Below are 25,419 nucleotides of genomic sequence, written 5' to 3' on the forward strand. Positions count from 1 at the left end.
TCTCGCCGCGATGTCAGGTCGGCGTAAGAAACCTGTTGTTAAGAGTGAGTTTTGTACATTGTCTTCCGTGATCGTCCGACAAGCAGTGGCGAAAGGGGACGAACGGTCCGTGAATTCGATTTCTGACCACATCCTGAGCGGACCTTCGGTTTCAGGCTCAGTGTGTCCGAACAGCATTCCGCAAAGTCAGGTGCCGTCGGCTATCGCGCCGGAACAGTGAGCCGCATGCCCCCGAGTTCAGAGCAGCCGCGCCCGGCCATCAGCGTCAGCGTTCATCTCACCCGCCTGGTCATCCTCGTCGCTGTCACTTTGGGCCTCGTTGTAGGCGTGCTTGAAGTGACGCTCGAGTATTTCAGGCTGCGCGCCACCCTGCTTGAGCATTCGGAGCAGGTCACCAAGGCGTTCCAGAATATCGCCGCGCGCGCCATCGCAGACCGGGACATGGGGCTCGCCGCCCAGGTAACCGACGGGCTATTCGAGTTCCGTTCCATCGTTTCCGTTGAACTAAGCGACGAGACGGGAAACGTTCTTGGGTGGAAAGAGCGGGACCAGGGGGACCGCTACACTCACTGGCTCCCGTTCGACATTCCATCCAATCAGGACACCATCGTTCTGCGTCTCTCCCCTCCCGGCAGCGGAGGAGAGACCAAGGGCTACCTGAAAGTGGTCGCCACCTCCGAACGCGCCACGCAGATCTGGGCGAACCAGCTCGGGATGGTCCTGATCAGCGTGCTCGTCGGCACCCTGGTTTTCGCATGCATTCTGCTGCTGATTTCTCACCGTTATCTGACCCGGCCGATGATGGAGCTGGCGCAATATTTCCGCAGCCTCGACGTTAGCGATCCCAAGAACAGTCCGCTACCGAACCCCGACCATTTCCGCTTTCGCGAATTCAGGGGCATTGCCGAGGACGGCGTCCGTATGATGCGCGATATCGCGCGCAATTCCGAGGTCCGGGACCTCACGGCGAACGAGCTCTACCGCAGCCAGAAGCGACTTCAGGACTTCGCCGAGATCTCGTCCGACTGGTTCTGGGAATCGGACCGGGACGGCGGGGTGACCTACACTTCGCCCAGTTTCACGAAAACCCTCAACAAGAAGACCGGCGAGATATACGGGCGGACGATCGCAGAGACCACGACCGAAGACACGAAGTCCCCCAAATGGCATAAGCTCGCCGAGATCCAGCGCCAGAGGCGCCAGTTCCGCGATTTTCGCTACGATATGGAAGTTCAGCCGGGAGTGGTGAAAACCGTGAGCATCAACGGTCGCCCCTTCTATGACGAGGACGGCACCTTCATCGGCTATCGCGGCACCGGAGCGGACGTCACCAACGAGCGCCTGATCGCCCAGGCCCGCAACGAGGCCCTCCAGAGGGCCGAACAGGCGAGCAGGACCAAATCCGAATTCCTTGCAACAATGAGCCACGAATTCAGAACGCCGCTGAACGCCATTATCGGCTTCAGCTCACTTCTCTCCATGCCGGAAATCGTGAAAGCTTCCGAGGATCGGTTGACGGATTATTCGACCGCGATCAATGAGAGTGGTCAGCACATGCTAGCGCTCGTCAACGATATCCTGGACATCTCGGCGATCGAGGCCGGAAAGAGAGTCCTGAACTATGAGGCGGTGGGAATTGACAGCCTGATCTCGCATTGCCTGTCGCAGGTAGAGAGACAGGCCGGAGCGAAAGACATCAAGCTTGAAACGGCTCTCACATCTGGGGCCGGGCCGATCGTCTCGGACGAAAGATCCCTGAGACAGATCCTGCTCAACCTGCTCTCGAACGCCGTCAAATTCACCCCGGCGGGCGGAACGGTGCGCCTCAGCGTGGAAGAAACACCGGGCGAGTTCGTCTTCCGCGTCGCGGATAACGGTGTCGGAATTCCACAAGAGCGGCTCCCGACCATCGCCGAGCCTTTCTCGCACTCGGCAATGCATCCCCATGTCGCGAAGGAAGGAACCGGTCTCGGACTGTCCATCGTGCGCTCGCTCTCGGTCCTGCTCGACGGGTCGTTCGAAATCGATAGCGAGGCCGGCCTCGGAACGACGGTCACAATTCGCCTCCCCCGCAATACCGCCGAAGCTCCGGATAACGCGGCGAATAAGCAGGCGACGTCCGCCTAGACGGTTAGGTGGCCGCGGACATCGGTCTCCGAGAGTTCCGTCTTCGCGCCGGCAAGCACGATCTCACCGCGGTCCATCACCGCAATCTCATCGGCGAGATGTTGGGCGAATTCGAAATACTGCTCGACCAGGATCACGGCCATGTCGCCACGCGCGGCGAGCAGGGCGATAATGCGCTCGATATCCTTGATGATCGAGGGCTGAATACCTTCGGTCGGCTCGTCGAGCACGAGCAGACTGGGCCGCAGAACCAGCGCGCGCGCGATGGCGAGCTGTTGCTGCTGACCTCCGGAGAGATCGCCGCCACGCCGTTTCATCATCTGCTTCAGCACGGGAAACAGCTCGAAAATCTCGTCCGGCACGGATCGCTTTGACCGCGGCAAGGCGGCGTAGCCCGTCTTCAGGTTTTCCTCGACCGTCAGAAGCGGGAAGATCTCCCGCCCTTGCGGCACGAAGGCCACGCCCGCGGCGGCTCTCTTGTGCACCGGCAAGGCAAGCAGATCGACATCGTCCCAATAGATGCTTCCGGCGCTGGGCGTCTCCAGACCTGTTACGGCGCGCATCAGGCTGGTCTTGCCAACCCCGTTGCGCCCGAGCACGCAAGTGATCTTGCCCCTCTCGGCGGCAAGATCGATTCCCCGCAGCGCATGGCTCGCGCCGTAATGCAGGTGCAGTCCCGAAACCTTCAGCATCTCAGCGCCCCAGATAGACTTCGATCACACGCGGATCGCTCTGCACCTGTTCCATCGGCCCTTCCGCGAGGACGGATCCTTCATGCAGAACCGTCACCTTCACGCCAAGCGCATGGACGAAGGCCATGTCGTGCTCGACCACGACAATCGAGCGCTCTCCCTGCAGGTCGCGCAGCAGCTCCACCGTCCCTTCGGTCTCGGCATCGGTCATTCCGGCCACCGGCTCGTCGAGGAACAGCAATTCGGGGTCCTGTACCAGCAGCATGCCGATCTCGAGCCATTGCTTCTGTCCGTGCGAGAGCTGACCGGCGAGCCGGTCCCGCTCCGCCGTGAGACCGATCCGTTCAAGCGTGGCGTCAATCTTGTCGCGGCGCGCGCCGTCCAGCCGGTCGAAGAGACAGGCGAAGGTCCGCCGGTCCGACTTGATCGCGAGCTCCAGGTTATCGAACACCGTGTGATTCTCGAACACGCTCGGGCGCTGGAACTTGCGGCCTATTCCGAGCTCGACCACCGCTGCCTCGTCGTGTTTGCCGAGATCGATATCGCCCTTGAAAATCACCCTTCCCTCGTCCGGTTTGGTCTTGCCGGTGATGACATCCATCATCGTCGTCTTGCCGGCCCCGTTCGGCCCGATGATCGCGCGCATCTCGCCCGGATCGACGGTGAAGCTCAAATTGTTCAGCGCCTTGAAGCCGTCGAAGCTGACGGTTACGCCGTCCACATAGAGCTGCGACTCCGAATAGGAGGCTTTGCCTGTAACGGTCATTCTCCGGCCTCCTTCGCAAGCGGAGCCGAGGAGGCGCCGCCACCTCCCCCCGCTTTCGTCTTCATCCAATCGACCGCGGCCGGGATGCTGCCGACGAGGCCTTTCGGGAAGAACAGGGTGACCGCGATGAACATGCCGCCGAGCGCGAAGAGCCAGATCTCCGGAATGAGACCGGTCAGCACGGTCTTAGCGTAGTTCACCAGCACGCCGCCGGCGATCGCCCCATAGAGTGTGCCACGGCCGCCGATGGCGACCCAGATCACCGCTTCGATCGAATTGGCGGGTGTGAACTCGCCCGGGTTGATGATGCCGACCTGGGGTACATAGAGCGCCCCTGCGAGCCCAGCGATCATGGCGGAGAGCACAAAAACGAAGAGTTTGAAGTTCTCCACCCGGTAGCCGAGGAAGCGGACCCGGGGCTCGTCGTCCCGGATCGCGGCGATCAGACGGCCGAGCTTCGAGGCGACGATAGCGCGGCACATCAGATAGCAGCCGCCGAGCGCGATGCAGGTCGCGGCCAGCAGCGCCGCCCGCGTCGTATCGGCCTGCAGGTCGAAACCGAGCAGGTCCTTGAAGTCGGTCAGCCCGTTATTACCGCCGAAGCCCATGTCGTTGCGGAAGAAGGCCAGCATCAGCGCGTAGGTCATGGCCTGGGTGATGATCGAGAGATAGACCCCGCTGACCCGCGAGCGGAAAGCGAGCCAGCCGAAGACGAAGGCCAGCAGTCCCGGCACGAAAAGCGCCATAACGACCGCGAAGGGGAAGATGTCGAAGCCGTACCAGTACCAGGGCAACTCCTTCCAGTTCAGGAACACCATGAAATCCGGCAGAATCGGGTGGCCGTAAACGCCACGCTCGCCGATCTGCCGCATCAGATGCATGCCCATGGCATAGCCGCCTAGCGCGAAGAAAGCGCCGTGGCCGAGGCTGAGAATGCCGCAGAACCCCCAGATCAGATCGATCGAGAGCGCCAGCATGGCGAAACAGAGATACTTGCCGAGCAGACTGACGAGATAGGTCGGGACATGCAGCGCCGAGCCCGGCGGCATGGTCAGGTTCAGGAGCGGAACCAGGATCGCGATGGCGGCGAGAACCGTGAGCAAAATAACGCTCGCCAGCCTGCCCTTTCCCTGGGCCTGGGGTTGCGGCGCGTAGAGGCGTTGCAGCAGGGACATCGGATCAGCTCTCCACTGCGCGGCCGCGCAGGGCGAAGAGGCCCCGCGGACGCTTCTGGATAAAGAGGATGATGGCGACGAGCACCAGGATCTTGCCCAGCACCGCACCCGCCCACGGCTCCAGCAGCTTGTTCACCACGCCGAGCGACATCGCCCCGGCGAAGGCGCCCCAGAGGTTGCCGACGCCGCCGAACACGACGACCATGAAGCTGTCGACGATATAGGCCTGACCGAGGTTCGGGCTGACATTGTCGATCTGGCTGAGCGCGACCCCCGCGATCCCGGCGATACCCGAGCCCAGGCCGAAGGTCATCGCATCCACGCGTCCGGTCGGAATGCCCATGGCACGGGCCATCTCCCGGTTCTGGGTCACGGCGCGCATCTGCAGGCCGAATGCCGACTTCTTCAGCACCAGCAGCACCGCGCCGAGGACGCAGAGCGAGAACAGGATGATGTAAAGGCGGTTATAGGTCAGCGTAATGCCCGCTACGGATTCCATCGCTCCCTGCATCCATTCGGGCGAGCCGACCTCGCGGTTGGTCGGGCCGAATACGGAACGTACCGCCTGTTGCAGGATCAGGCTGATGCCCCAGGTCGCAAGCAGGGTTTCCAGCGGACGGCCATAGAGGAAACGGATGCACCCCCGCTCCATCGCCACGCCGACCAGCGCGGAGACGAGAAACGCCGCCGGAAGCGCGACAGCCAGAGACCAGCCGAACAGCTCCGGTGCCGCAGCGCGGAAGCCTTCCTGGATCACGAAGGTTGTATAGGCCCCGAGCATGACCATTTCGCCATGCGCCATATTGATGACGCCCATGACGCCGAAGGTGATCGCCAGCCCCATCGCCGCGAGCAGCAGGACTGAGCCGAGGCTAATGCCCTGATAGAGATGCTCGACCGTCCGCCAGAACTGCAGGCGCCGCTCCATGTCAGCGAGAGCGTCTTCGGCCGCGGCGCGGACATCCGCGTCCGGTTCTCTCCAGGTCTCGCCATCCTTCAAGAGAAGCCGCGAGAGCATCACGCGGCTGTCGGGGTCGGTGCGCCCGGCCAGCACTCCAACCGCGCCGAGCCGGTCTTCCGCCTTGTCTGACTGCAATCGGATCGACGCCTGCGCCAATACCAGTGCGTCTTTTACGGCGGGGTCCTCTTCCTTGGACAGCGCAGTCTCCAGGAGCGGAAGCATGCCGAGATCGTCCGATTTAAGGAGCCCCTGTGCGGCCTCCAGACGGCGTTGCGGGTCCGGGCTCATGAGGGTCAGCGAACCCATCGTGGCCTTAACGGAAGAACGTAGCTTGTTGTTCGTCTTGACCCGTTTGACGTCCCGGGAGCCGGCAAGACCGATTTCAGCACCCGTTACCGGATCGATGAGCAAGAGTTGTCGGCCTTCCGCCTTGCGCCCGATCACGACCTTCTTGTCACTCTTGCGGGTATAGAGGTCACGTCCGACGAGAGCCTCGAGAATCCCGATCACTTCCGGCGCACCGGTCGCGATCATCCGATCGACGACCTCCTGCTTCTTCGAGAGCTTGGCCGTGCCGAGCTCCGTCACGAGGCTTTCAAGCTTCTCGGCCGCCTGTACGGCGATCGGCGCCAGCAGCGCCATCGCGATAAAGAGGACCATCAGGAAACCGGAAAATCCGCGGTCAATCCTGCGACGTGCGGGCATGAAGACACCCTTCCCAAAAACTGCGCGCTGATGCGATGTGCGCCGGAGCGCGGCGATGGCGCCGCGCTCCGGTCGCGATATGTGCTTAGAAGCGCGGCTTCTCGCAGTTGCCGCAGACCCACGGATAGGTCCAGTCCGCGGTCAGCTTGGCGCTTTCCGGGATGAAGTCGGACCAGGCATCGCCAACCACGACGTCGTCGGTGGCGGAGACGATCTCGAACTGGCCGTCCTCAAGGATTTCGCCGATCAGCACCGGCTTGGAGAGGTGATGGTTGGTGTTCATCACCGCCGTGCCGCCGGTCAGGTTCTTGACGGTCTGGCCGTACATCGCCTGACGGACCGCATCGACGTCGGTGGTACCGGCCTGCTCGACCGCCTGCACCCACATCTTGAAGCCGATATAGTGGGCTTCCATCGGGTCGTTGGTCACGCGCTTCTCGTCCTTGATGAAGGCATGCCACTTCTCGATGAAGTCGGCGTTCTCCGGCGTATCGACGGACATGAAGTAGTTCCAGGCAGCCAGGTGACCGACCAGCGGGCCGGTATCGAGACCGGCAAGCTCTTCTTCACCGACGGAGAAGGCGACCACCGGAATGTCCTCGGCCTTGATGCCCTGGTTGGCCAGTTCCTTGTAGAACGGCACGTTGGCATCGCCGTTGATCGTGGAGACGACCGCGGTCTTCTTGCCCTGGCTGGCGAATTCCTTCACCTGGGCGACGATGGTCTGCCAGTCGGAATGACCGAACGGCGTGTAGTTTTCCATGATGTCGGCATCGCTGATGCCTTTGGCGTTCAGGTAGGAGCGCAGGATCTTGTTGGTCGTGCGCGGATAGACGTAATCGGTGCCGAGCAGGACGATGCGCTTGGCTTCGCCGCCCTCTTCGCCGAGCAGATAGTCGACCGCCGGGATCGCCTGCTGGTTCGGCGCGGCGCCGGTATAGAACACGTTGCGGGAGGATTCCTCACCCTCGTACTGCACCGGATAGAACAGCATGCCGTTCAGTTCCTCGAAAACCGGCAGCACCGATTTGCGGGACACCGAAGTCCAGCAGCCGAAGGTGACCGCGACGCCCTCTTTCGAGATCAGTTCGCGTGCCTTCTCGGCGAAGAGCGGCCAATCGGAGGCCGGATCGACGACTACGGGCTCGAGCTTCTTGCCGAGCAGGCCGCCTTTGGCATTCTGATCTTCGATCAGCATCAGCATGGCATCTTTCAGCGTGGTCTCGCTGATCGCCATGGTTCCGGAAAGCGAATGCAGGACGCCGACCTTGATGGTCTCCTGCGCCTGGGCAATCCCCATGCCCGCCGTCGCGGCAAGGCCCAAGGCCATTGCCGCAAGGGCGCTTTTCCACTTTGTGAGCTTCCCCATGATTTAGTTCTCCCAAGTCCAGGGTTGTTGTTGCACCGCACACGGAACAGCAAGTGCTGTGCCACCCTGAGGGGGTCCCGCAAAACCCGTAACAAAAGTGACTTTTAACAGAACCTTAAAAGGCTTTCTTACGACGCTATGTTGCCGGAGACATTCGGAGGAGCGACGCATAGTTGCACCAATAATGTGCAGTGCCTGTTTTTTAACCTCTTGTTATAACTTCCAGGCCCATTGACCTGGCGCGCGGCCATGAACATTTGAAAGTGGGACTTCGTCCCCTAAGCGGGGTTGTTGTTGCACCACTCGACCCTGGCCCGTGCGCCTAAAAGCGCACGGGTAGGGCGCGCTCGATTGGTCGCATCGCTCCATCGTCCCGCAAACGTCCGGTCACCGGCCTCATGCGGCCTTAAAAGCGATCAGGCCGAGAGACAGAGGTCGATTTCTCCCGCGAGATCCGGCACCGGACGAGAGAACAGTCCGCTCCGCATCATTGAGCACCACCGGAAGCGACGTAACGTCCTGTGCGGCCAGCACTAATGCGCGTCTTTCAAGCTCTTACCGGCCAATTAAGAAGCTGCATCTCATGGAGCGGGGAGATATACTCGTTTTCAATGTAAATTCGCCCGACAGAACGCAGGGCTGGGTGGGCCGTTAGGGAAACAGGGGGCCGCATTAATGTCTTTGAATATGTCCACGAAGTTGACCGCACTGGTTCTCTTCATGGCAGCCGCGCTCTGCGGTTTTGCCGGTTTCGCAATCTGGACCATGTCCGACGTGAAATCACAGGTGGAGCAGATCACTTCCACCGATACGCCCATCGCGACCCTGGTCGGCTCAGCGGTAGAAAGCCAACTGCAGCAGGAAATGGCCCTCCATATCGCGCTCTCGGTTGCCGCGCAGGGCCGCGGCGCTTTTGCCGACGAATATCTTGAACAGTTCGCGACCTACGGCTCCGCCGTCGATACCAAGCTGGCGGAGATCAACAAACTCCTGAAGCCCGTCGTCGAGGCCGGCGGCGACCGCGGTCTGGAATATGCAGAGGTCCAGAAATTGCTGGCCGAAATCGAGGTGGAGCATGACGAGATCACCAAGACCGGCCAGACCGTCATCACCCAGCTCAAGGCGCTGATCAAGGCTGCCTCGGGACGCATTCCGCGCCTCTCCCATCTCAGCACCCACACCAGCAAGATCGAGGAGATGCAAACCCGCCTGAACACCCATGTCCACCAGCTTCTGGACCGGGTCAACGGCATGTCGAGTGCTTCCGTGGAAGCCATCAACGCAGCCGAGCAGCGGGCGATCAGCAGCCTGACGATCGCCGCCGTGATTGCCGTCTCCCTGTCTCTCATCGTCGGCATTCCGCTCGCCATCGGAATCCGCCGCCGTCTCAACGCCGCCGTCGCAGCGGTGGATCGTTTCGCAGCCGGCGACCTGACGGCGGATGTCCCGGTCAGCGGCTCGAACGACGAAATCGGCCGTGTCATGAAGGCGATCGATGCGATGCAGAAGAACCTGCAGGATATGCTGGGCACGATCCGGACGGTGTCGGGCGGTGTCACCAGCGGCAGCAGCGAGCTGCGGCAGACCGCCCAGCAGGTGTCGGACGGCGTCAACGATCAGGCATCCAGCGTGCAGGAGACCTCCGCGGCTATGGAGGAGATGACTGCGGGCATCCGGCAGAATGCAAAGAATGCCGAAGAAACCGAGAAGGTTTCAGAGCGGATGGCAACCGAAGCCAGCCGCTGTGCCGACGCCATGACTGCGACCGCGGCCGCCATGAAGGACATTTCCGACAAGATCCTCGTCGTCGAGGAAATCACCCGGAAGATCGAGCTTCTGGCGCTCAACGCATCCGTCGAGGCCGCGCGTGCCGGTGAGCATGGTCGCGGCTTCGCGGTCGTGGCTTCCGAGGTTTCCCGTCTCGCCGAGATCTCGAAGCAAGCGGCAAGCGAGATTCAGGACGCGTCCGCCGATGGCCGCGAAGCGGCGGAGAATACGAACCGCCTGCTGAACGACCTGCTACCGGAAATCACCCGGACCAAGGATCTTGTTCAAGGTATTACCGCAGCGAGCGAGGAGCAGTCGGTCGGCGCCGACGAGATCAATGTGGCCATTCACCGCCTGAACACGGTGATCCAGCAGAACGCGGCCGCCGCACAACAGATGGCGGCGACATCCGGCGCCCTCGCCGGACGCGGCCGGGAACTGCAGGACTCCGTGTCCCGGTTCAAGCTTAATGGTGTCGCCTCCCCAGCTATGGCGGAGGCCGCTCCGGCACCGGCGAAAGCCAAAGCGAAAGCGAAGTCCGAAAGCGAGGACGACGCGCAGGAAGACAAGATCACGTCTGGCGACTTTGGAAAATACTGACCTGATCCAGGCGGAGTTCGAGGAACTCCGCCGGCTGGCGCACCACAAGTTCGGAATCATCGTTCCAGCGAATGCGGAAAGTTTTCTGGACTCGCGCCTGCGTGGCTTCATGAGCATGTCGGGCCATGGCTCGATCCCCGAACTCCTGCGTGACGCCCGCAGCGACGGGCGAGAAGACCTGCTGATCAACGTGGTCGAGCATCTTTCGACCAATCACAGCTACTTCTACCGCGAGCCGGCGCATTTCGAGTTTCTCACCAAGACCCTGTTGCCGGAGCTGCAGGAAAGCCTGCGCAAGTCGCGCTCGCGGGATATCCGCGTGTGGAGCGCCGCCGCCGCGGCCGGCGAGGAAGCCTATTCGGTCGTCATGGCGATGCGGGAATATTTCGGTCCGCATTACCAGGATTTCGACGCCGGCGTATTGGCTACGGACATCGCCACGGCGGCGCTGCGCCGGGGGACTCTCGGCGAATACAGGTCCGACCAGTTCCGGCATATGCCCCCGCTCTGGAGGGAGAAATACCTCGAGTATCTGGGAGACGATGCCTACCGGGTAGTCAAGCCGGTGCGCGACGACGTCATGTTCCGCTGGCTCAACCTGACCGAGTCACTCGACATGTTACGCGGACGCTATCATCTGATACTCTGCCGTAACGTCATGATTTATTTCGACGATATGACGCGGGAGAACCTGGTGCGCAATCTCGCCAATCTGCTGGCGCCCGGCGGATATCTCTTTATCGGCCATACCGATAATCCGGATCATGCCCGGATCTATCTCGATCAGGTGCGGCCGGCGATCTTCCGCAAGAAAGCGAAATCTTGAGCGCTCCTGCCGACATTCTCGTCGTCGCCCTCGACCCCCTCCTGCGCAAGGTCGTGACGGAGAACGTGACGCCTTTCGCGGAAGGCGCAACCGTATTGGCCGTCTCCCAGACCCGTGCCACGCCCGAACGCCTGGGAGCGGCCGCAGTCGTCGTCCTTGCCGCGAGGGACAACGACTACACCGGGCTGAGACCGGTTTTCGATCTGGTCAAGGCGGCGGACCGTCCGACGCTGCTCGTGACCGCAGGCGAGAGCTCCGAGGCCCGCGCCGCCGCCGCCGATCTCCGGATTCCCGGCGCTCTGCACATCGCGATCCCTGAGCTCGATATCCGCGAAGAGCTGCGCGCGATAGCCCCGAAACTGGAGGCCGCGCTCAAGCAGGCACGGCGGGACCGCGCACGCGCCGGGCCGGCGCCAACAGCCACGCCACCCCGCCCCGCTTCCCCGGCGCCCGCAGTGGAGAAGCCGCGTCCGCCGGAGGATCTCGGCGCGCCCTATCTCGGCACGGTGATCTGTATCGGCGCGTCGACCGGCGGAACCGATGCATTGCTGACGGTGCTTTCCGGTCTCGACCGGAACTGCCCGCCGGTCGCCATCGTCCAGCATATGCCGAAGGATTATGTCGCCGATTTCGCAAGCCGGCTGGACCAGTCCTGCCGCATCGATGTCGAGATCGCGCATGACGGCCAGGCCTTGCGGCCCGGGCTCGCCGTGGTCGCGCCGGGCGACCGTCAGTTCCGGCTGCGCAAAGGGAATAAAGGCATCTGGACCGCACTCGGGGAAAGCGAACGGATTGGCGGGCACTGTCCGGCCGTGGATGTGATGATGAAATCCGCGGCACAGGAACTCGGGAAGAAATCGGTCGGCGTCATTCTGACCGGCATGGGCCGCGACGGCGCCGAGGGTTTGCTTGCGATGCGCCAGGCCGGCGCGCGGACGGCGGCCCAGGACGAGGAAACCTCCGTCGTCTACGGCATGCCGAAAGTGGCGTTCGAGGAAAAGGCGGCGGACACCGTCCTGCCGCTAAAGAAAATCGCCAACTGGATCTCCGGCGTCACCCTGCAATTGCCGAAATAGCGGGCGTCAACCCCCTGCAATCGCGATCAGTGTTTCCGGATCGAGGACCAAGAGCGGCTGCCCCTCGCCCATAACCGTCGCACCCGCCAGAACGTCCACCGCGTTCAGCGCCGGATGAAGCTCCTTCATGAAGACCTCTTGGCGGCGCTTGACCCGCGAGACCGCGACCCCGACACGTCGTTGCGGCGTGCCGATGATAACCACCGGCATGGCGGACTGGCTGGCCGCCTCTTCCGGCGTCTCCCAGCCGAGCATGGTCTCTATCGAGCGGACCGGCAGGAAGCCGTCGCGATGCTGGATACCGGCCAGTTCGCCGACTTCCTGGATCGCGCTCCGGCGCACCTCGATCACCTCGACGATCGCCCGCTCGGGTAAACCGAGATCCCGTTCCCCGTCCGTGACGACGACGATCCGCTGCAAGGCGGCCGAAACCGGGAAGCTCAGGTAGAATTTCGTACCCTCGCCTTCGACGCTATCGATATCGATGGCCCCGCCGAGACGGCGGATGGTGGTCAGCACCACATCCATGCCGACGCCACGCCCGGACGTCTCGGTGACCGCGGCGGCGGTCGAGAAGCCGGGCGCGAAGATCAGGCGCTGGATTTCGCGCTCGGACATGCGGGAGGCGTCCTGATCGCTGATCAGGCCGCGCTCGATAGCCTTCCCGCGGATGCGGGATGTGTTCAGGCCACGGCCGTCATCCGCGATCATGATCTGTGCGACATTGCCGTTCTGGGTCGCTTCGAGGGTCAGCGTCGCCTTTTCCGGCTTGCCCGCCTGAACGCGTTCTTCCGCCCCCTCGATGCCGTGATCCATCGCATTGCGGATCATGTGCACAAGCGGCTCCATCAGCGCATCGACCATCGACTTGTCGATCTGTATATCGCCGTCCTCGATTTCCAGATTGACCTGCTTGCCAAGGCTGCGGGAGAGATCGCGGACCAGACGCGGCATCCGGCCGAGCACGATGCTGATCGGCACGACGCGAAGCTGAAGGGTGACCGAATGCAGCATGCGGAGCGTGGTTTCGGCCTTCGCAATCTGGTTCGCGAGAACCTTACCGGCTTCGTCGATGTGACTCGCCGCGAGATTGAGACGCTCCGCCTTTCGCGCACCGGTCTGTTTGGCCACCGACCGGAGTTCAGCGATCGTGCTGGCGAAACCGGCTTCCGAAGCCCCCTGCTCGATACGCGAGATGCAGAGCCGGAGTTCGGCGACAGTGTCGAGATAGTTATCCACCAGTTCGGAGGAAACGCGGAGCGATCCGCCCCCGACATTGCGGCTCGGCGCACCGCCTTCCGTGCGTTCCGCCGGAACATTGGAGTCCTGCGCAACAGGCTGCAGCTGGGATTGCTGAGCGGCGGCGGGCTGGGCTGATGCCGCAGCCGGCGCGGGCTGTGGAGGAGTCGCTTGCGGAGACGGCGGCACCGGTCGCTGCGGCGCGCTCTGCCCGACCGTCCAATCGTCACCGATATGCATGACATTCGCCGCCTCTTCGGCGGCCGGCGCGGCCGCGGGCTGGGGAGACGGCTGCGGCGGAGCGGGCTGAGCCTGCGGGGCCGCCGGTGCGCTTTGCACCGCATTGCTGGCGAGCACATTCCAGGATTGGATCGCCTGGGACGCACCGCCGATCCCCTGCAGAGACATCATCAGTGGTTCCGGCGAGCCGCTCACACCGATCAGGAACTGATAGAGATCCGGATCGATATCGACCAGAACACGGTTCGACATCACCCGTTCCTGATCGATCCGGGCCATCACCTGCATCGTGTAGTCCGGCCCGTCCGGCAGCATGGCCTGGATCTCAAGCAGTTTGGCATTCGGCTCCTTCAGGAAATCCGCGATCTGCTGCCGCGCCGCCGGGGAGAGCGAATTGAAGATCTCATCGCCGAGCGAGGTTCTGAGCTCTGCGACCGCCGCTTCCGCATTGGTCAGCAGCAGCGCCATCTGGTCGCGCAGGCGGTCGTAGGTTTCCCGGCGCATGTCGAGCGAGGAAACGTTCAGCCCCTCGATCCCGATAACCTGGCTCTCGCGGCGGATCTCGTCGAGCACATCCATTGCACCCGGCCGCTCCCGCCAACCATCCTGAATTGTCAATTCGCTCGCAAGGCGGGCCAGAGCCGAGATGCGCATCACGCCGAGCGCGCGTGCCAGCACGCCGACCAGTTCCCAGTCACGCGATGCACCGCCGCCGACCGAGAGCCGGTCGACCACGTCCCGGGCTTCCTTGGAGATATGCGGCGACATGGAATCGTCCACATCTTCCATGGAGATCCCGGCGCCGGCGAGCTCGGAAAGGACCCTCAGCCGGTGCACGAAGAGACAGAGACCGCGGGTCAGCTCCGTCTTGTCCAGTCGCTCCGCATCCCGAAGCTGGTCCGCGATCTCGTCCAGAACGGCGGAGATCCCGAGATAGCCGACATCGTTGGCCACTTCCCGGATCGCGAATATCGAGCTGGAGATCCCCTGCATATCAAGGGATTCCAGCTCGGGGCTCTCCAGTGCCTCGGCGAGCTGGCCCAGCTCGCTCTTCACCACCTCGGCAAACGGTTCGACCGTGGACGGCTGGAATTCAGCCTCGGAAGGGTCGGCCGGCTCCTGGGAGACCTGCATCGACATCTGACCGGACGGCGCGGCCTCTTCCTCGCTGCTGGCCTCGAGAGGCGGTGCCGGAGGTGAAGGTGGCGGCGGCGGTGGCACTGACGGTTCCGGCGCGACAACCGGCTCCGGTGCAGGCGTTGGCGCCATCACGGGCTCCGGCGTCGTAATTGGCGGCACCGCTTGTTGCATCGGCGCGACCGTCCCACCGCTCTTGAGCTGTGCCTTGGCCCCCGAAAGCTGGGAAACGAGCTGCATGTCGGCCGGTGCGTCGACATGGTCGGCGACGCAGGCTTCTCGGATTTCGATCAGCGTGTCGGCCGTCTGCAGCAACAGATCGCGCGTCGCCTCGTCCGGCTGCGCCTCGCCGTTGCGGAACAGATCCAGCAAGTCTTCCGCATGGTGCGCCACCAGCTCGATACCGGTCAGCCCGAGCGAAGCGGACACGCCCTTCAGGGAATGCATGGCGCGGAAAAGCGCGCTCATGGTTTCCGGATTCATCAGATCAGCCGCGCTGCCGGACAGCAGGCTCTCGATCTGACCCAGATAATCCTCGCTCTCCTGCTCGAAGAGCTCCCACATTTCCGCGCCGGGGCCGTCGTCGAAACCGCTCATCCGATCATCCCCTGCCGTCGGATCGGACGAAATCGGGCACCATCTGCGAGATCAGCGCCGAAAGATCGATCACTTCATGGAACGCACCCTTGTGGGAAATCACCCGCGCCTGGCTCTCATCCGTCGCCGGGCCGGGCGGGCTTTCGTCCGAGACGATCCCGAGCACCTGTTCGGTCGCGATCGCCCATTTCTGGTCGTAGTAATTCACGATGATATGGATCGTTTGGCTCTCGAATCCGTCCGGGGTCAGCCGCAGGACCGGCAGCACGCTACCGCTCACCTCGATCACGGAATCGAGCCGGACACCCGGGCGCTTCGGCAGCGGTGTGGTGCCGACATCGTCAATCGCACGTTCCACGAGGCTTGAGTCGACCGCATAAAGATGCCCCTTCACGGTCAGCGCCATGAAGGTCTTTCGGGCCTTCTTGACCTCTTCCTTCTCGTCCGGAACGAGTTTCAGGGCGCGCTGGTCGGCGAGCAGCGGCAACGTGCTCTGGGCATTGAACCAGCGGTCCGGATCGACCGCCTGGACAATCTTGCCTTCCTCGTCGAGATAGGCGTGCTGGGCCTGATCCGAGGATGTCAGCCCCTTGGTCGGATGCGCGGGGTCGAAATTCCGGATCCCGATGATCTTCTGCACAGCAAGACCGATGACCGCATGGCCCCGCTGCAGCACGATACACATCGGCAGTTCAGTCACAGGATCGTGGACGCCCGGGCGCACCACTACAAGCGGGATCGGCTCCTTCCGAAGCACCATCACGCCGATATATTCCTCGTGCTCGTCCTCGCGGTCGCCCTCGATCGGCTCCATATCCTCGATCTCGACCACCTCGCGGACGCTGGAGAGCATCACGCCGTAGCGGCGGTCGCCGGACTGGAACAGCAGGACCGGGATCTTCTGGGTCTCGAAAACGCTTTCCGCCACGCTCATGCCGGCATCTCCCCACGGGGGCCGTTGCCCATCACGCGATGGATCGTCTCGACCAGCAGATTGCCTCCGCTCGCATCCACATCCTTGCTCACGGACCCCGACGGCTTACCGATCACCGCGTCTGCGCCGACCAGGCGCGCTTCCACCGCCTTTGGCGATGCCGGGTGGGTCAGCGAGGAAAGCACGATCACCTTGGCCGGCGAGAGGATACGCAGCCGGCGGAGACATTCGATTCCGTTCATGACCGGCATCTCGATATCGAGCGTAACCACGTCCGGATTCAGCTCGCGTGCCATATCGACGCCCTCCCGCCCGTTCTCGGCTTCCCCGACAACCTCCATTCCCTCCGCACGGGAAAGGATGGTCTTGATCGTCAGGCGCACCAGACGGGAGTCATCGACAATCAGGACCTTGGCCATCAGAAATCCACTCGCGAACGGGTAGAAACCATCTTCGAATCAATGGCTTCATGGTTCCATAACGCTCCCGGTTTGCCTACCTGCAAATTTGCCGCGACAGGCTCGCAAAGGCATCCGGCATCTCCGACGCAACGATCAGATTCCGATGGCGCATCAAGAGGTTGCCCTTTGCCGCGCACCGTAGGACGATACGTGCGTACCGGGAGAAGCATTCGGACATGCAGAACATGACAGACCAGAACGGATCCGCAGAACTGCTCGCTTGGCATTTCATCGACGAGAACATGCGCGACGGTCGGCCCGTCCCGCCGGACGGCGAACGGCTTGAGCATGGCGCCCCAGCCGCGCTTTGCGAATCCGGCCTGCACGCCTCCGAACGCGTGCTTGACGCCCTTATCTATGCTCCCGGCAATACGATCTGCCGTGTCGAGTGCGACGGTGTTGCCGGCCGCCAGGACGACAAGCTGGTCTGCGGTGCACGCACCATCCTCTGGCGCGTCGAGGGCGAGGAGTTGCTGAGAGAATTCGCCCGCAAGGTCGCGCTGGACGTCGCCGATCTCTGGGAGATGCCCGACGGGGTGCGCAAGTTCCTCGAATCCGGAAACGAGAATCTCCGCGTTGCCGCCCGCGCCGACGCGCGTGAGCTGTCGCGCAGCTACGTCAGTGCCGACCAGGTAACGGCGGCCGCGGCGGCCGAGGCGGCACGCGCGGCGGCGGCACGCACCCACGCGGCTCGCGCGACCGCGCTCGCCGCGGCCTGGGCCGCGAACAAGGCGCGCGGCGACAATGAAAGCTGGGCGCGCTATGACAGCCTCCTCGAAGAACTGGTCGAGGCCGCGCGGACCTCTTCCGCGGACGATGACGAGTGGGGCGATTTCGCCGATGAGTTCGAAATGGAGATCGGCTGACCCTCAGCCGAAGAAGCCGCAGCGGTTCAGCTGCTCGTGAAACCGGCGGAGCGTGTTTGCCTGATCCTGCGGATCGGGGATCTGCGATACCAGCTCGGCTTCGAAATTCGGACGTTTCAAATGATTGACGATGATCTGCCGGGCGAGGTTCGAGGCCTTGCCTTTCGGCAGCATTTCCGGCTGCACCATGCTCACAAGCATGAAGGCGCGGATATGAAGCGGTTTGTCTGACTTGTCGATCTTGTCCAGGATCTTGCCGTCAACAATGTAGGATGCCAGAAGGTCGTCGATCCGGCCGGTAAGTTCCTCCTTGCGCGGCTCCGGCAAGGCGGATTCCTTGATCCTGTTAAAGATCTGCGTGACCTTCGCCATCTTCTTGTTCGGCGGCAATTTTTCCCGCACCAAATGGTTCAGAGTCGGCGTGCCGACCAGCATCGCGTCGAGATGGCTATCGATATCTGACCGCAGCAGATCCTTGCCGAGCTTGCTTTCGAGCAGCGTCAGCAGGTAGGCCGCCTTGCGCGCCGGGTCGGCCAATGCCGGCAGCATGGAGGCCGCTGCCTCCTTCATGCCTTTCTGCCCGCCCTTGTTGATGATGGTGGATTGCCGTGCGGTGACAGCTTCCGCCATGTCAGGCCCGCCGACCACATGGCCGTCCGGGATCAGCTTGTGCAGCAAGCCCTGGAAAACTTCCCGCTCTTCCTCCCGGTCTCCCTTCGAAAGCGGGCTGATGCTTTCCACCTGCCGCCGGACCCGGTCCACCAGAACCGCCTGCGTCTCCGGGAGTTTGCCAGCGGCGATCAGCTTGCAGAGCTGGATGTTCGTATAATCCGGATGCTCGGGCGTGAGGTTTTCCGGTTCCTCGCCGAGCGGTTCGCCGCTGGAGAAGCAGATCATTGCGACAAGTGCGCTGCCCGTATCGCGCTGATGGCCGAGCATGTCCTTCAGAACCTCGGCGTTCTGCATGATGTCGGAGATGAAAATATCGAGGTCGAGCATCGCGTCGGGATCGTCGCAAATCACCGCCCAGTCGACGGTTTGCGCAAGCTTTCCGAGATAGCTTCGGTTCTCAACCAGTTCCGTCGCGATGGCGGATCGGATCAGATAGCCGCGATCCTCGCCGTCCTTCAACGACGCCTTGAGCTCCGCAACGGCTTCGTTGAAGCCCGCATCGCGGATCCGCGGCATGGGGCGCTGCAGGGTTTTCTGCGCCGCCGCGTTGATATGGTCGACGAAAGCGAAAAGCGTCTCGCGCCGTTCGTTCGCGTTGGTGTCCTCAAGTTTAGCCGCCTGGAAGGTCGAAACCTTGGCGACGGCGGAGAAGATCAGTGTGCCGTCGTCGAGCAGCCGCTTCATCTCGCGCGCGGAGTGCAGCGCTTCGCTCGCGGTGATGTTGTTCTTATCCAGATAGGTGCGAAAGAGCCGATTGATCGTCAGACGCCCTTCGCCCTCATAGAAGTCCGAGACCTCGTAGCAGAGCGGTGCATCGTCGATATTCTGGATGAAGACCTTTTCTTCACCCTTTGGCTTCAGCTTTTCGAAGAGGATGTCTTCCGGCTTCAGATCGTGGATCGACTTGCCGGTATCCTTGATAACGCGCACGCCCTCCGTCCCGGCCCGGGACATGACCTTCAGTGCTTCCGCCTGACCCTCGTCCTTGCTCGTGGCTGTTGCCACGATGGACCAGGACCCGTCGCGGAGCGATAGAATCTCGAAGACTGCGTTAGAGCGACCGAACACGTTCTTTTACCCGCACTGACATTCTGTCCAATTGAGCACCGACCGTTGCTGCATCATTCTGACCCGCAGATTGATCGATTATCGCGCGAATTTTTAACTAATGGAATCTTACTCAAGTTCGATGCCGAAACAAGCTCCAATGCGAAATGTCTGATTTCGCGAAATAAAAACCGTTCCGGATCGCGGCTCGAAAGGCCTTCAGGACGCGTGGCAGGCGGTCAACAGAGTTAATTTAACGTTGGTTCCCTATCCGTTCCGGCCGCCGAAGGGGCCACTGGCTCATCCTCGCGATAAATAACGAAGGCACCTTCCTTGCCCGAGAATAGCCCCGGGCCGGACTTCAGATCGCGTTTGGCGTGAGACGTTGTTCCGGCCTTGAAGCCGGCCCCGGAACAGGCGCCGAGGCCGACACAAAGGAGAATGGCACAGATCAGGCGCATCAGAATTTCACGCGCGTGCCGACGGTCCCGACATAAATGCCCTCAAGATCCGAGTTCCCCTGCCTGTCGAGGTCGAACATACGCAATTGCGCATAGAATTCCGCCCCGAATTCTTCATAGAGCTGGACGATTGCGAGACCGGCCGAGAACCCCTCGTCCCCGAGGGCCGCGATGTCCTCGCTGTAGGTCAGGTCCACACCGAATCCGGTCGCACCGATACTGAAGTAGTCCTTGTCCATTGCCAGCTTGCCATAGAGGTTGAACGGCTCCCGATTGTCGTTCCGCTCATCCATACCGCCGGAAAAAGTGGCGCTGATACCGCTCGGATTGTGAAGCACGGAGAAAGACCCGGCGACCCTGTAGTCCACACCGGAGGAGTTAGGGTCCGCGAGAGAGATCGCACCGAGCGTGGTGAAGTTGCCGTAGTCCACACCGGTCCAGTCACCGTAGTCGCCGCCCCAGGTCAGGGCGATATCGTATCGCTCGTCCGAACCGGCGGAAACCGAGCCCTGAATCCCCGGACCGAAATTGACGGTGTCGTAACGCACCCGGTCCTGCCGGTTACTGTCGAAATTGAAGAAAGCGTCGCCCACGGTTGTGCTTGTCAGGGCTCCGTTCTGGGTGAATTTCAGCCCGCCAACGATATCGGCGACACCGGAATACATGATCGGTCCGGCCACCAGAGAAAGATCGTATTCGGCCGTATCGTCCCCGGCCGCCGATCCCTTGCCGAAGGACAGCTTTCCGTAATCGTCGTTGCGGATATAGACGTCGGCCTTGCGGACCGAAACGTCGTCGCTCGCCCGTTCGCTGTCCTGGCTGACATTGTACGAATTGTTCGCGCTGAAACCGATTTCCAGCACCGAGCCGATGGTCGTTCCATCCACCTTCGCCGTGCCGCTGAAACCGACCCTCGAATTCGAGGTGTCGTTATCGACGAAATAGACATCCGTCGCGTTTCCGTCGTCGGCGACGTTCAGCGCCCGGTTGACCTGCCCGTAGATCGAGAGTTTGACCTTCTCCTGTCCGGAACTGATCGTCGGATCCCCGACGCCGCCGGCCTCCACGGCCTGCTGAACCTCGTCGGCTGCGCTCTTGGCGGCTACGGCGGTATCGCGTACTTCGGTCGTTGTTCGCTCCAGCCCCTCGACGCGCTGCTTCAGAGCCTCGATCGTTTCGGCCTGACGCTGCAGTTGCTGTTGCTGCGCTTCGATCAGGGTTTTGAGGGACTCGAGGACCTGCGGATCTACCGCGGCGCTCTGTGCATCGGCCCGAGCAACGGAAAAGACAAGCAAACCAATTGCGACGGCGAATTTCAGGCAAGGGGAAGAGAACATCCGACACTCCTGATTTAAGCGCACAAACAGGCTATGTCTTTTCAGTATCCTCTGGTGACGCCCCCCTGCATCAAGTCAAAGTTGAATATAACGATGGGTAGCAATCTCTATTCCGCGAAATGGCATGCGGTGAAATGCGACGGCGAATGCTCCCGCCAAACAGGCGCATCGACAGAACAGCGCGCCGCCGCCATCGGGCAGCGGGTGTGAAATCGGCAGCCGGACGGCTTGTTCAGCGGCGACGGGATCTCCCCTTCCAACTTCTGCGCCTTGCCGCGGTCGTCCGGATCGAGTGACGGGATCGCGGAGAGCAGAGCCTTTGTGTAGGGGTGCTTCGGTGCCGTAAACAACTCGCGGCTCGGCGCCATTTCGACAATCGCTCCGAGATACATCACCGCCACGACGTCGCAGGTATGAGCGACCACGCTCAGGTCGTGACTGATGAAAAGGAAGGTGATGTCCATCTCCTTCTGAAGCGACTTCAGAAGGTTCAGGATGTCCGCCTGGATAGAAACATCGAGCGCCGCGACGCTCTCGTCGGCCACCAGAAACTTCGGCTGGCAGACCAGGGCCCGGGCGATGGAAATCCGCTGACGCTGACCGCCTGAGAAGGCATGCGGAAAGCGCCTCAGATGTTCCAGGTTGAGACGGCACTTGGCGGCGATCTCACGAACCCGCTCATCGGTTTCCGCGCGGTTCTTCGTCAGCTTCATCACCTCGAGCGGCTCGGCGATGATGTCGCGCACGGTCATGCGCGGACTGAGCGCGGCATAAGGGTCCTGGAAGATCAGCTGGGTCCGCTTACGGTAGTCCTTCAGTTCGGACTTGCTGAGCTTGCCGACGTCGTAATCGACATCCTCGTCCTTGTAATAGACCTCGCCTTCGGAAATCGGCGCGGCCTTCAGGATCGCGCGGCCGAGCGTGGTCTTGCCGGACCCGCTCTCCCCCACGAGCCCGAAGAACGAGCCGCGCGGAATCTCAAGGCTGATATCGTCGACCGCTTTCAGCACGCCTCCCTTGCCGAAGAGGTTGCCGCCGACGCCGTAATGCACCGAGAGGCGATTGACCTGAATATGACTCTGCACGGTCACGACACTGCCTCCATACCGGATTCAACGAGAGCGCAGGCGGCCGAATGGCTGCCCGAGACGGCAACCGCTTCCGGCCGCGCGGCGTCGCAGGTGCCGGGAACGAATTGCGGGCAACGGGTATGGAACACGCAGCCTTGCGGCCGTTCGAGCGGGCTCGGGATATCGCCAGGGACCGGGGTCAAAGGTTCGTCCAGATCTTCCAGTTTCGGCAGCGCGTTCAGCAAGCCGCGTGTGTAGGGGTGGGCCGGCGTGCGAATGACTTCGCGCACGCTGCCCGTCTCCATCACCCGGCCGAGATACATCACCGCAACCCGGTCGGCGGTCTGCGCGATCACGCCGAGATCGTGGGTGATAAAGAGGATCCCCATGCCGAACTCGTCGACCAGATCCTTCATCAACTCGATCACCTGCGCCTGGATCGTTACGTCCAGCGCGGTCGTCGGCTCGTCGGCGATCAGCAGCTTCGGTTTGGTCGAAAGCGCCATCGCGATCATCGCCCGCTGGCGCATGCCGCCGGAAAACTCGAAAGCGTATTGGTCGATGCGCTTGGACGGCTCCGATATCCCGACCCGATCCAGCATCTCGATCGAAAGCTCACGCGCTTGCTTCTTGTTCATGGAGCTATGCAGAAGGAGCTGTTCGACCATCTGGTCGCCGACGGTGATCGCCGGCGCGAAGCTCGCCATCGGCTCCTGGAAGATCATCGAGATGGCGCCGCCGCGCACGACGTTCAGCTCTTTCGCCCGCCTCAGGGAAAGCACGTCCACGGGACCGTCATCGAGATTGAGTGTGATGCGGCTTTCCGGCCCGTAGACCGTATTGCCCGCATTGAGCTTCATCAGCGATTTCGCCGTCACCGATTTCCCGGAGCCGCTCTCGCCGACGAGGCCGAGCACCTCGCCCGGCGCGATGTCGAAGGAGACATTGTCGACGGTGGTGATCAGACCTTCGTCGGTCTTGAACTGCACCGTCAGGTTCTGAACGGAAATGAGCGGTGCCGTCATCACTTGTGATCCGAATAGGGGTCGGCCGCATCGCGGAGCCCGTCACCGACGAAGACGAAGGCGAGCACCATGCCGACGAAGAAGACGACCGGGATGAAGTACCATTGGTAATTCAGCAGCACGTCCGCGCTGGTGACGTTCTGCAGCATCACCCCGAGCGAGTTGACCGGCTCCTTCAGGCCAAGGCCGATGAAGCTGAGCGCGGTTTCCGAGAGCACCATGTACGGGAAGGAAATCACCAGATCGACGATGATATAGCTGGTAAAGCTCGGCAGCAGGTGCCGGCCGATAATGTGCCCGGCCGAAGCGCCGCAAAGCCGGGCCGCGAGCACGTATTCCTGGTTCCGCTCGGTCAGCAAATGGGTCCGCACGCGGCGCGCCAGAGTGGGCCAGCCGATGAAGCCGAGAATGATCGAGATGAAGAAGAACCTGGCCTCCGAACTCCATTCGTCCGGAACGAAGGCGGCAAGCGCCATGAAGAGCGGGATCGCTGGCACGGTCCGGACGGCGTCCGTGACCATCTGCAGCACACCGTCCGTCACCCCGCCGAAATAGCCGGAAACACCGCCGATGATGAGGGCGAGTACGAAACTGATGAAGACACCGATCGTACCGACCGCCAGCGACGTGTAGATCGCGTGCAAAGTCCGGGAGAAGATGTCTTTGCCACCGTGATCGGTACCGAAAAGATGGATCCCGCCCTCCTCGATGCCGAAGAGATGGGTCGTCATTCTGAAGCCCGGGATGTTGATGTCGAGCATCTCGCCCGGCAGGTCGATCTGAACGCTGAACAGCCGGTATTCCCAGCCTTCCGGGAAGAAAGTAACGTAGCGCCTCTTCTCCGTGTTGACGGTCGTCACCCAGCGGAAATTCGTCTTGATCGAGCGGGTGCGCTCCAGCGTGTGCAGGAACGGACGCGCCGAACAGCCATTGTGGTCGCAAAACATCGGGATCTGCGGCGCGCCGTTCTGATACTCCTTGTCCCGCCCCGCGATCGTCGGATCGTAGGGCGAAAGGAAGGGGGCGAAGAGGCCCATCAGAACGATCGCGAGCAGTACGCAGCTCGCCACCATCGCCGCCCGGTTCTTCTTGAACCGGGCCCACACAAGCTGGGCCTGACTCGCGGTGAAATAGGCTTCCTTGGATTTCTGGTCGACGCTTTTTTCGGGAGCGCCGGAAACGGTTTGATCGACCATCGTCTCAGCCTCCCATCACGCTTTTCCGCACGCGCGGATCGATAATCGAGAGCAGAACGTCGGTGAGGAAGTTCAGCGACACGATGGAGGCGGTCAGCATGAAGATGATCGCGCCAGCAAGCTGCTGGTCGTTCGAGCGTGCAAGACCTTCGAGAAGAAGTGCGCCCGCCTCGGAGAGGGTCAGAATGACCGCGACGATCGGCAGCTCGTTGAAGACGCGGTTCAGATCGAAGCCGAGCGAATTGATGATCGGTCCGAGCGCATGCCGCGCCGGGTAGCGCCAGAGCAGCTTGCGGCCATGGACACCGCGGGCCCGAGCGGCCGTTACATAGAGCTTACCGTATTCGTCGGACATCAGTGCGCGCACGGTCTGCAGCGCGAAGGCCGTGGCCGACCAGCCCAGGATGAAAATCGGCAGCCAGGCATGCGAAAGGAAATCCAGGATCCTGTCCCAGGACCATGGGGCGTCCCGGAATTCCTTCGAGAACATGCCGGTCATCGAGTCGCCGAAGACCATGGTGGAGAACAACATGATCATCAGCGCCAACAGGAAGTTCGGCAGCGCAAGGCCGAGATAGGAGACGAGGCGCAGGCCGTTATTGAGCGCCGGGCTTGCCACGGTGGCGGATATGATCCCGACCGGCAAGGCGATCAGATAGGCAACCAGGAGCGCAACGAAACATATCCCGAGCGAGATCCAGATCTTCTCGCCGAGCAACTGATTGATATTGACGCGCAGGATGCAGCTGTCGCCGAAATCGCCTTTGAAGAAGACGTTTCCGACCCAGGTCGCCCAGCGCTGGATATAGGGCTTGTCGAGACCGAGGCGCTGCTCCTCGGCGCGGATATCCTCGACGCTGATCTGCTCGCCCTGGGTGTTCTTCCAGGCGAGATAGCGCTCGGCGCAATTCGCCGGCACCAACTCCATCAGCGTGAAAACGATGAACGAAACCAGCAACAGCGTGACCACGGCCATGGCCGCACGCGTCGCCGTGAATTGAATGAATCTCAGCATATCCCCGCCCCCGTCGGTCTTAGATCGACCGATCTTTTGAGGTCATCGATCTAAAACC

General features: G+C 62.0%; 19 protein-coding genes. 5 read left to right on the forward strand and 14 right to left on the reverse strand.

Annotated elements, in window-relative coordinates; all coding sequences use genetic code 11:
* Positions 1-225 precede the first annotated feature (225 nt).
* On the forward strand, positions 226-2,127 hold the full coding sequence (locus NUH88_RS03065) for a PAS domain-containing sensor histidine kinase (protein ID WP_257769899.1): 1,902 nt from the start codon (positions 226-228) through the stop codon (positions 2,125-2,127).
* Here NUH88_RS03065 and urtE read toward each other — a convergent pair.
* The 5 genes from urtE to urtA form a co-directional block, all read right to left on the reverse strand.
* Positions 2,124-2,819: an urea ABC transporter ATP-binding subunit UrtE gene (urtE, locus tag NUH88_RS03070; RefSeq protein WP_257769900.1), complete on the reverse strand. Its 696-nt coding sequence runs from the start codon at positions 2,817-2,819 to the stop codon at positions 2,124-2,126. The genes NUH88_RS03065 and urtE overlap by 4 nt on opposite strands.
* Position 2,820: 1 nt before the next feature.
* Entirely contained in the window at positions 2,821-3,585 is a 765-nt protein-coding gene (urtD, locus tag NUH88_RS03075) for an urea ABC transporter ATP-binding protein UrtD (RefSeq protein WP_257769901.1), read from the reverse strand.
* A complete protein-coding gene (gene urtC / locus NUH88_RS03080; protein WP_257769902.1) occupies positions 3,582-4,760 on the reverse strand; it encodes an urea ABC transporter permease subunit UrtC in 1,179 nt (392 codons plus the stop codon). The genes urtD and urtC overlap by 4 nt, the downstream gene beginning before the upstream one ends.
* A gap of 4 nt (positions 4,761-4,764) precedes the next feature.
* Positions 4,765-6,426 carry an urea ABC transporter permease subunit UrtB gene (gene urtB, locus NUH88_RS03085; RefSeq protein ID WP_257769903.1) on the reverse strand — a complete coding sequence of 554 codons (1,662 nt, stop codon included), beginning with the start codon at positions 6,424-6,426 and terminating at the stop codon, positions 4,765-4,767.
* Positions 6,427-6,511: 85 nt separating this feature from the next.
* Positions 6,512-7,756, reverse strand: a complete 1,245-nt coding sequence (gene urtA / locus NUH88_RS03090) for an urea ABC transporter substrate-binding protein (RefSeq protein ID WP_308220104.1) — start codon at positions 7,754-7,756, stop codon at positions 6,512-6,514.
* A 714-nt stretch (positions 7,757-8,470) separates the two neighbouring features.
* Between urtA and NUH88_RS03095 the strand changes: the two genes are divergently transcribed.
* The 3 genes from NUH88_RS03095 to NUH88_RS03105 are packed head-to-tail and all read left to right on the forward strand — an operon-like array spanning position 8,471 to position 12,064.
* Positions 8,471-10,162, forward strand: a complete 1,692-nt coding sequence (locus NUH88_RS03095) for a methyl-accepting chemotaxis protein (RefSeq protein ID WP_257769905.1) — start codon at positions 8,471-8,473, stop codon at positions 10,160-10,162.
* Positions 10,149-10,988 carry a CheR family methyltransferase gene (locus tag NUH88_RS03100; protein WP_257769906.1) on the forward strand — a complete coding sequence of 280 codons (840 nt, stop codon included), beginning with the start codon at positions 10,149-10,151 and terminating at the stop codon, positions 10,986-10,988. The genes NUH88_RS03095 and NUH88_RS03100 overlap by 14 nt, the downstream gene beginning before the upstream one ends.
* Complete coding sequence (locus NUH88_RS03105) at positions 10,985-12,064, forward strand: CheB methylesterase domain-containing protein (RefSeq protein ID WP_257769907.1); 1,080 nt, start codon at positions 10,985-10,987, stop codon at positions 12,062-12,064. The genes NUH88_RS03100 and NUH88_RS03105 overlap by 4 nt, the downstream gene beginning before the upstream one ends.
* 6 nt (positions 12,065-12,070) lie before the next feature.
* Here the strand turns inward: NUH88_RS03105 and NUH88_RS03110 are convergent, their stop codons facing one another.
* The 3 genes from NUH88_RS03110 to NUH88_RS03120 are packed head-to-tail and all read right to left on the reverse strand — an operon-like array spanning position 12,071 to position 16,630.
* Positions 12,071-15,277 carry a chemotaxis protein CheA gene (locus NUH88_RS03110; protein ID WP_257769908.1) on the reverse strand — a complete coding sequence of 1,069 codons (3,207 nt, stop codon included), beginning with the start codon at positions 15,275-15,277 and terminating at the stop codon, positions 12,071-12,073.
* A gap of 4 nt (positions 15,278-15,281) precedes the next feature.
* Complete coding sequence (locus NUH88_RS03115; RefSeq protein WP_257769909.1) at positions 15,282-16,211, reverse strand: chemotaxis protein CheW; 930 nt, start codon at positions 16,209-16,211, stop codon at positions 15,282-15,284.
* Positions 16,208-16,630 (reverse strand): response regulator, encoded by a 423-nt coding sequence (locus NUH88_RS03120; RefSeq protein ID WP_257769910.1) that lies wholly within the window; start codon positions 16,628-16,630, stop codon positions 16,208-16,210. Before NUH88_RS03120 ends, NUH88_RS03115 begins: the two co-directional genes overlap by 4 nt.
* Positions 16,631-16,848: 218 nt before the next feature.
* Here NUH88_RS03120 and NUH88_RS03125 point away from each other — a divergent pair, with 218 nt between their 5' ends.
* Positions 16,849-17,538 (forward strand): DUF7666 domain-containing protein, encoded by a 690-nt coding sequence (locus NUH88_RS03125; protein ID WP_257769911.1) that lies wholly within the window; start codon positions 16,849-16,851, stop codon positions 17,536-17,538.
* Between the two features lie 3 nt (positions 17,539-17,541).
* Here the strand turns inward: NUH88_RS03125 and NUH88_RS03130 are convergent, their stop codons facing one another.
* From NUH88_RS03130 to NUH88_RS03155, 6 genes are all read right to left on the reverse strand, one after another.
* On the reverse strand, positions 17,542-19,278 hold the full coding sequence (locus tag NUH88_RS03130; protein ID WP_257769912.1) for a hypothetical protein: 1,737 nt from the start codon (positions 19,276-19,278) through the stop codon (positions 17,542-17,544).
* Between the two features lie 439 nt (positions 19,279-19,717).
* The gene (locus tag NUH88_RS03135; protein ID WP_257769913.1) at positions 19,718-21,055 is read right to left on the reverse strand and encodes a porin; all 1,338 of its coding nucleotides are present in this window, start codon (positions 21,053-21,055) and stop codon (positions 19,718-19,720) included.
* Positions 21,056-21,162: 107 nt separating this feature from the next.
* The gene (locus NUH88_RS03140; RefSeq protein WP_257769914.1) at positions 21,163-22,146 is read right to left on the reverse strand and encodes an ABC transporter ATP-binding protein; all 984 of its coding nucleotides are present in this window, start codon (positions 22,144-22,146) and stop codon (positions 21,163-21,165) included.
* Complete coding sequence (locus tag NUH88_RS03145) at positions 22,143-23,150, reverse strand: ABC transporter ATP-binding protein (RefSeq protein ID WP_257769916.1); 1,008 nt, start codon at positions 23,148-23,150, stop codon at positions 22,143-22,145. The genes NUH88_RS03140 and NUH88_RS03145 overlap by 4 nt, the downstream gene beginning before the upstream one ends.
* The gene (locus NUH88_RS03150) at positions 23,150-24,346 is read right to left on the reverse strand and encodes an ABC transporter permease (RefSeq protein ID WP_257769917.1); all 1,197 of its coding nucleotides are present in this window, start codon (positions 24,344-24,346) and stop codon (positions 23,150-23,152) included. The genes NUH88_RS03145 and NUH88_RS03150 overlap by 1 nt, the downstream gene beginning before the upstream one ends.
* A 4-nt stretch (positions 24,347-24,350) precedes the next feature.
* The gene (locus tag NUH88_RS03155) at positions 24,351-25,361 is read right to left on the reverse strand and encodes an ABC transporter permease (protein WP_257769919.1); all 1,011 of its coding nucleotides are present in this window, start codon (positions 25,359-25,361) and stop codon (positions 24,351-24,353) included.
* Positions 25,362-25,419: the final 58 nt, after the last annotated feature.

The organism is Nisaea acidiphila (assembly GCF_024662015.1).
Taxonomy (GTDB): domain Bacteria; phylum Pseudomonadota; class Alphaproteobacteria; order Thalassobaculales; family Thalassobaculaceae; genus Nisaea; species Nisaea acidiphila.

Excerpts from the sequence above, each read along its gene's own strand:
- NUH88_RS03065 (WP_257769899.1), top strand. The coding sequence starts at position 226 with ATGCCCCCGAGTTCAGAGCAGCCGCGCCCGGCCATCAGCGTCAGCGTT.
- NUH88_RS03135 (WP_257769913.1), bottom strand. The coding sequence starts at position 21,055 with ATGTTCTCTTCCCCTTGCCTGAAATTCGCCGTCGCAATTGGTTTGCTT.
- urtB (WP_257769903.1), bottom strand. The coding sequence starts at position 6,426 with ATGCCCGCACGTCGCAGGATTGACCGCGGATTTTCCGGTTTCCTGATG.
- urtD (WP_257769901.1), bottom strand. The coding sequence starts at position 3,585 with ATGACCGTTACAGGCAAAGCCTCCTATTCGGAGTCGCAGCTCTATGTG.
- NUH88_RS03110 (WP_257769908.1), bottom strand. The coding sequence starts at position 15,277 with ATGAGCGGTTTCGACGACGGCCCCGGCGCGGAAATGTGGGAGCTCTTC.
- NUH88_RS03120 (WP_257769910.1), bottom strand. The coding sequence starts at position 16,630 with ATGGCCAAGGTCCTGATTGTCGATGACTCCCGTCTGGTGCGCCTGACG.
- urtC (WP_257769902.1), bottom strand. The coding sequence starts at position 4,760 with ATGTCCCTGCTGCAACGCCTCTACGCGCCGCAACCCCAGGCCCAGGGA.
- NUH88_RS03145 (WP_257769916.1), bottom strand. The coding sequence starts at position 23,150 with ATGACGGCACCGCTCATTTCCGTTCAGAACCTGACGGTGCAGTTCAAG.
- NUH88_RS03155 (WP_257769919.1), bottom strand. The coding sequence starts at position 25,361 with ATGCTGAGATTCATTCAATTCACGGCGACGCGTGCGGCCATGGCCGTG.
- urtA (WP_308220104.1), bottom strand. The coding sequence starts at position 7,756 with ATGGCCTTGGGCCTTGCCGCGACGGCGGGCATGGGGATTGCCCAGGCG.
- NUH88_RS03095 (WP_257769905.1), top strand. The coding sequence starts at position 8,471 with ATGTCTTTGAATATGTCCACGAAGTTGACCGCACTGGTTCTCTTCATG.
- NUH88_RS03125 (WP_257769911.1), top strand. The coding sequence starts at position 16,849 with ATGCAGAACATGACAGACCAGAACGGATCCGCAGAACTGCTCGCTTGG.
- NUH88_RS03115 (WP_257769909.1), bottom strand. The coding sequence starts at position 16,211 with ATGAGCGTGGCGGAAAGCGTTTTCGAGACCCAGAAGATCCCGGTCCTG.
- NUH88_RS03150 (WP_257769917.1), bottom strand. The coding sequence starts at position 24,346 with ATGGTCGATCAAACCGTTTCCGGCGCTCCCGAAAAAAGCGTCGACCAG.
- urtE (WP_257769900.1), bottom strand. The coding sequence starts at position 2,819 with ATGCTGAAGGTTTCGGGACTGCACCTGCATTACGGCGCGAGCCATGCG.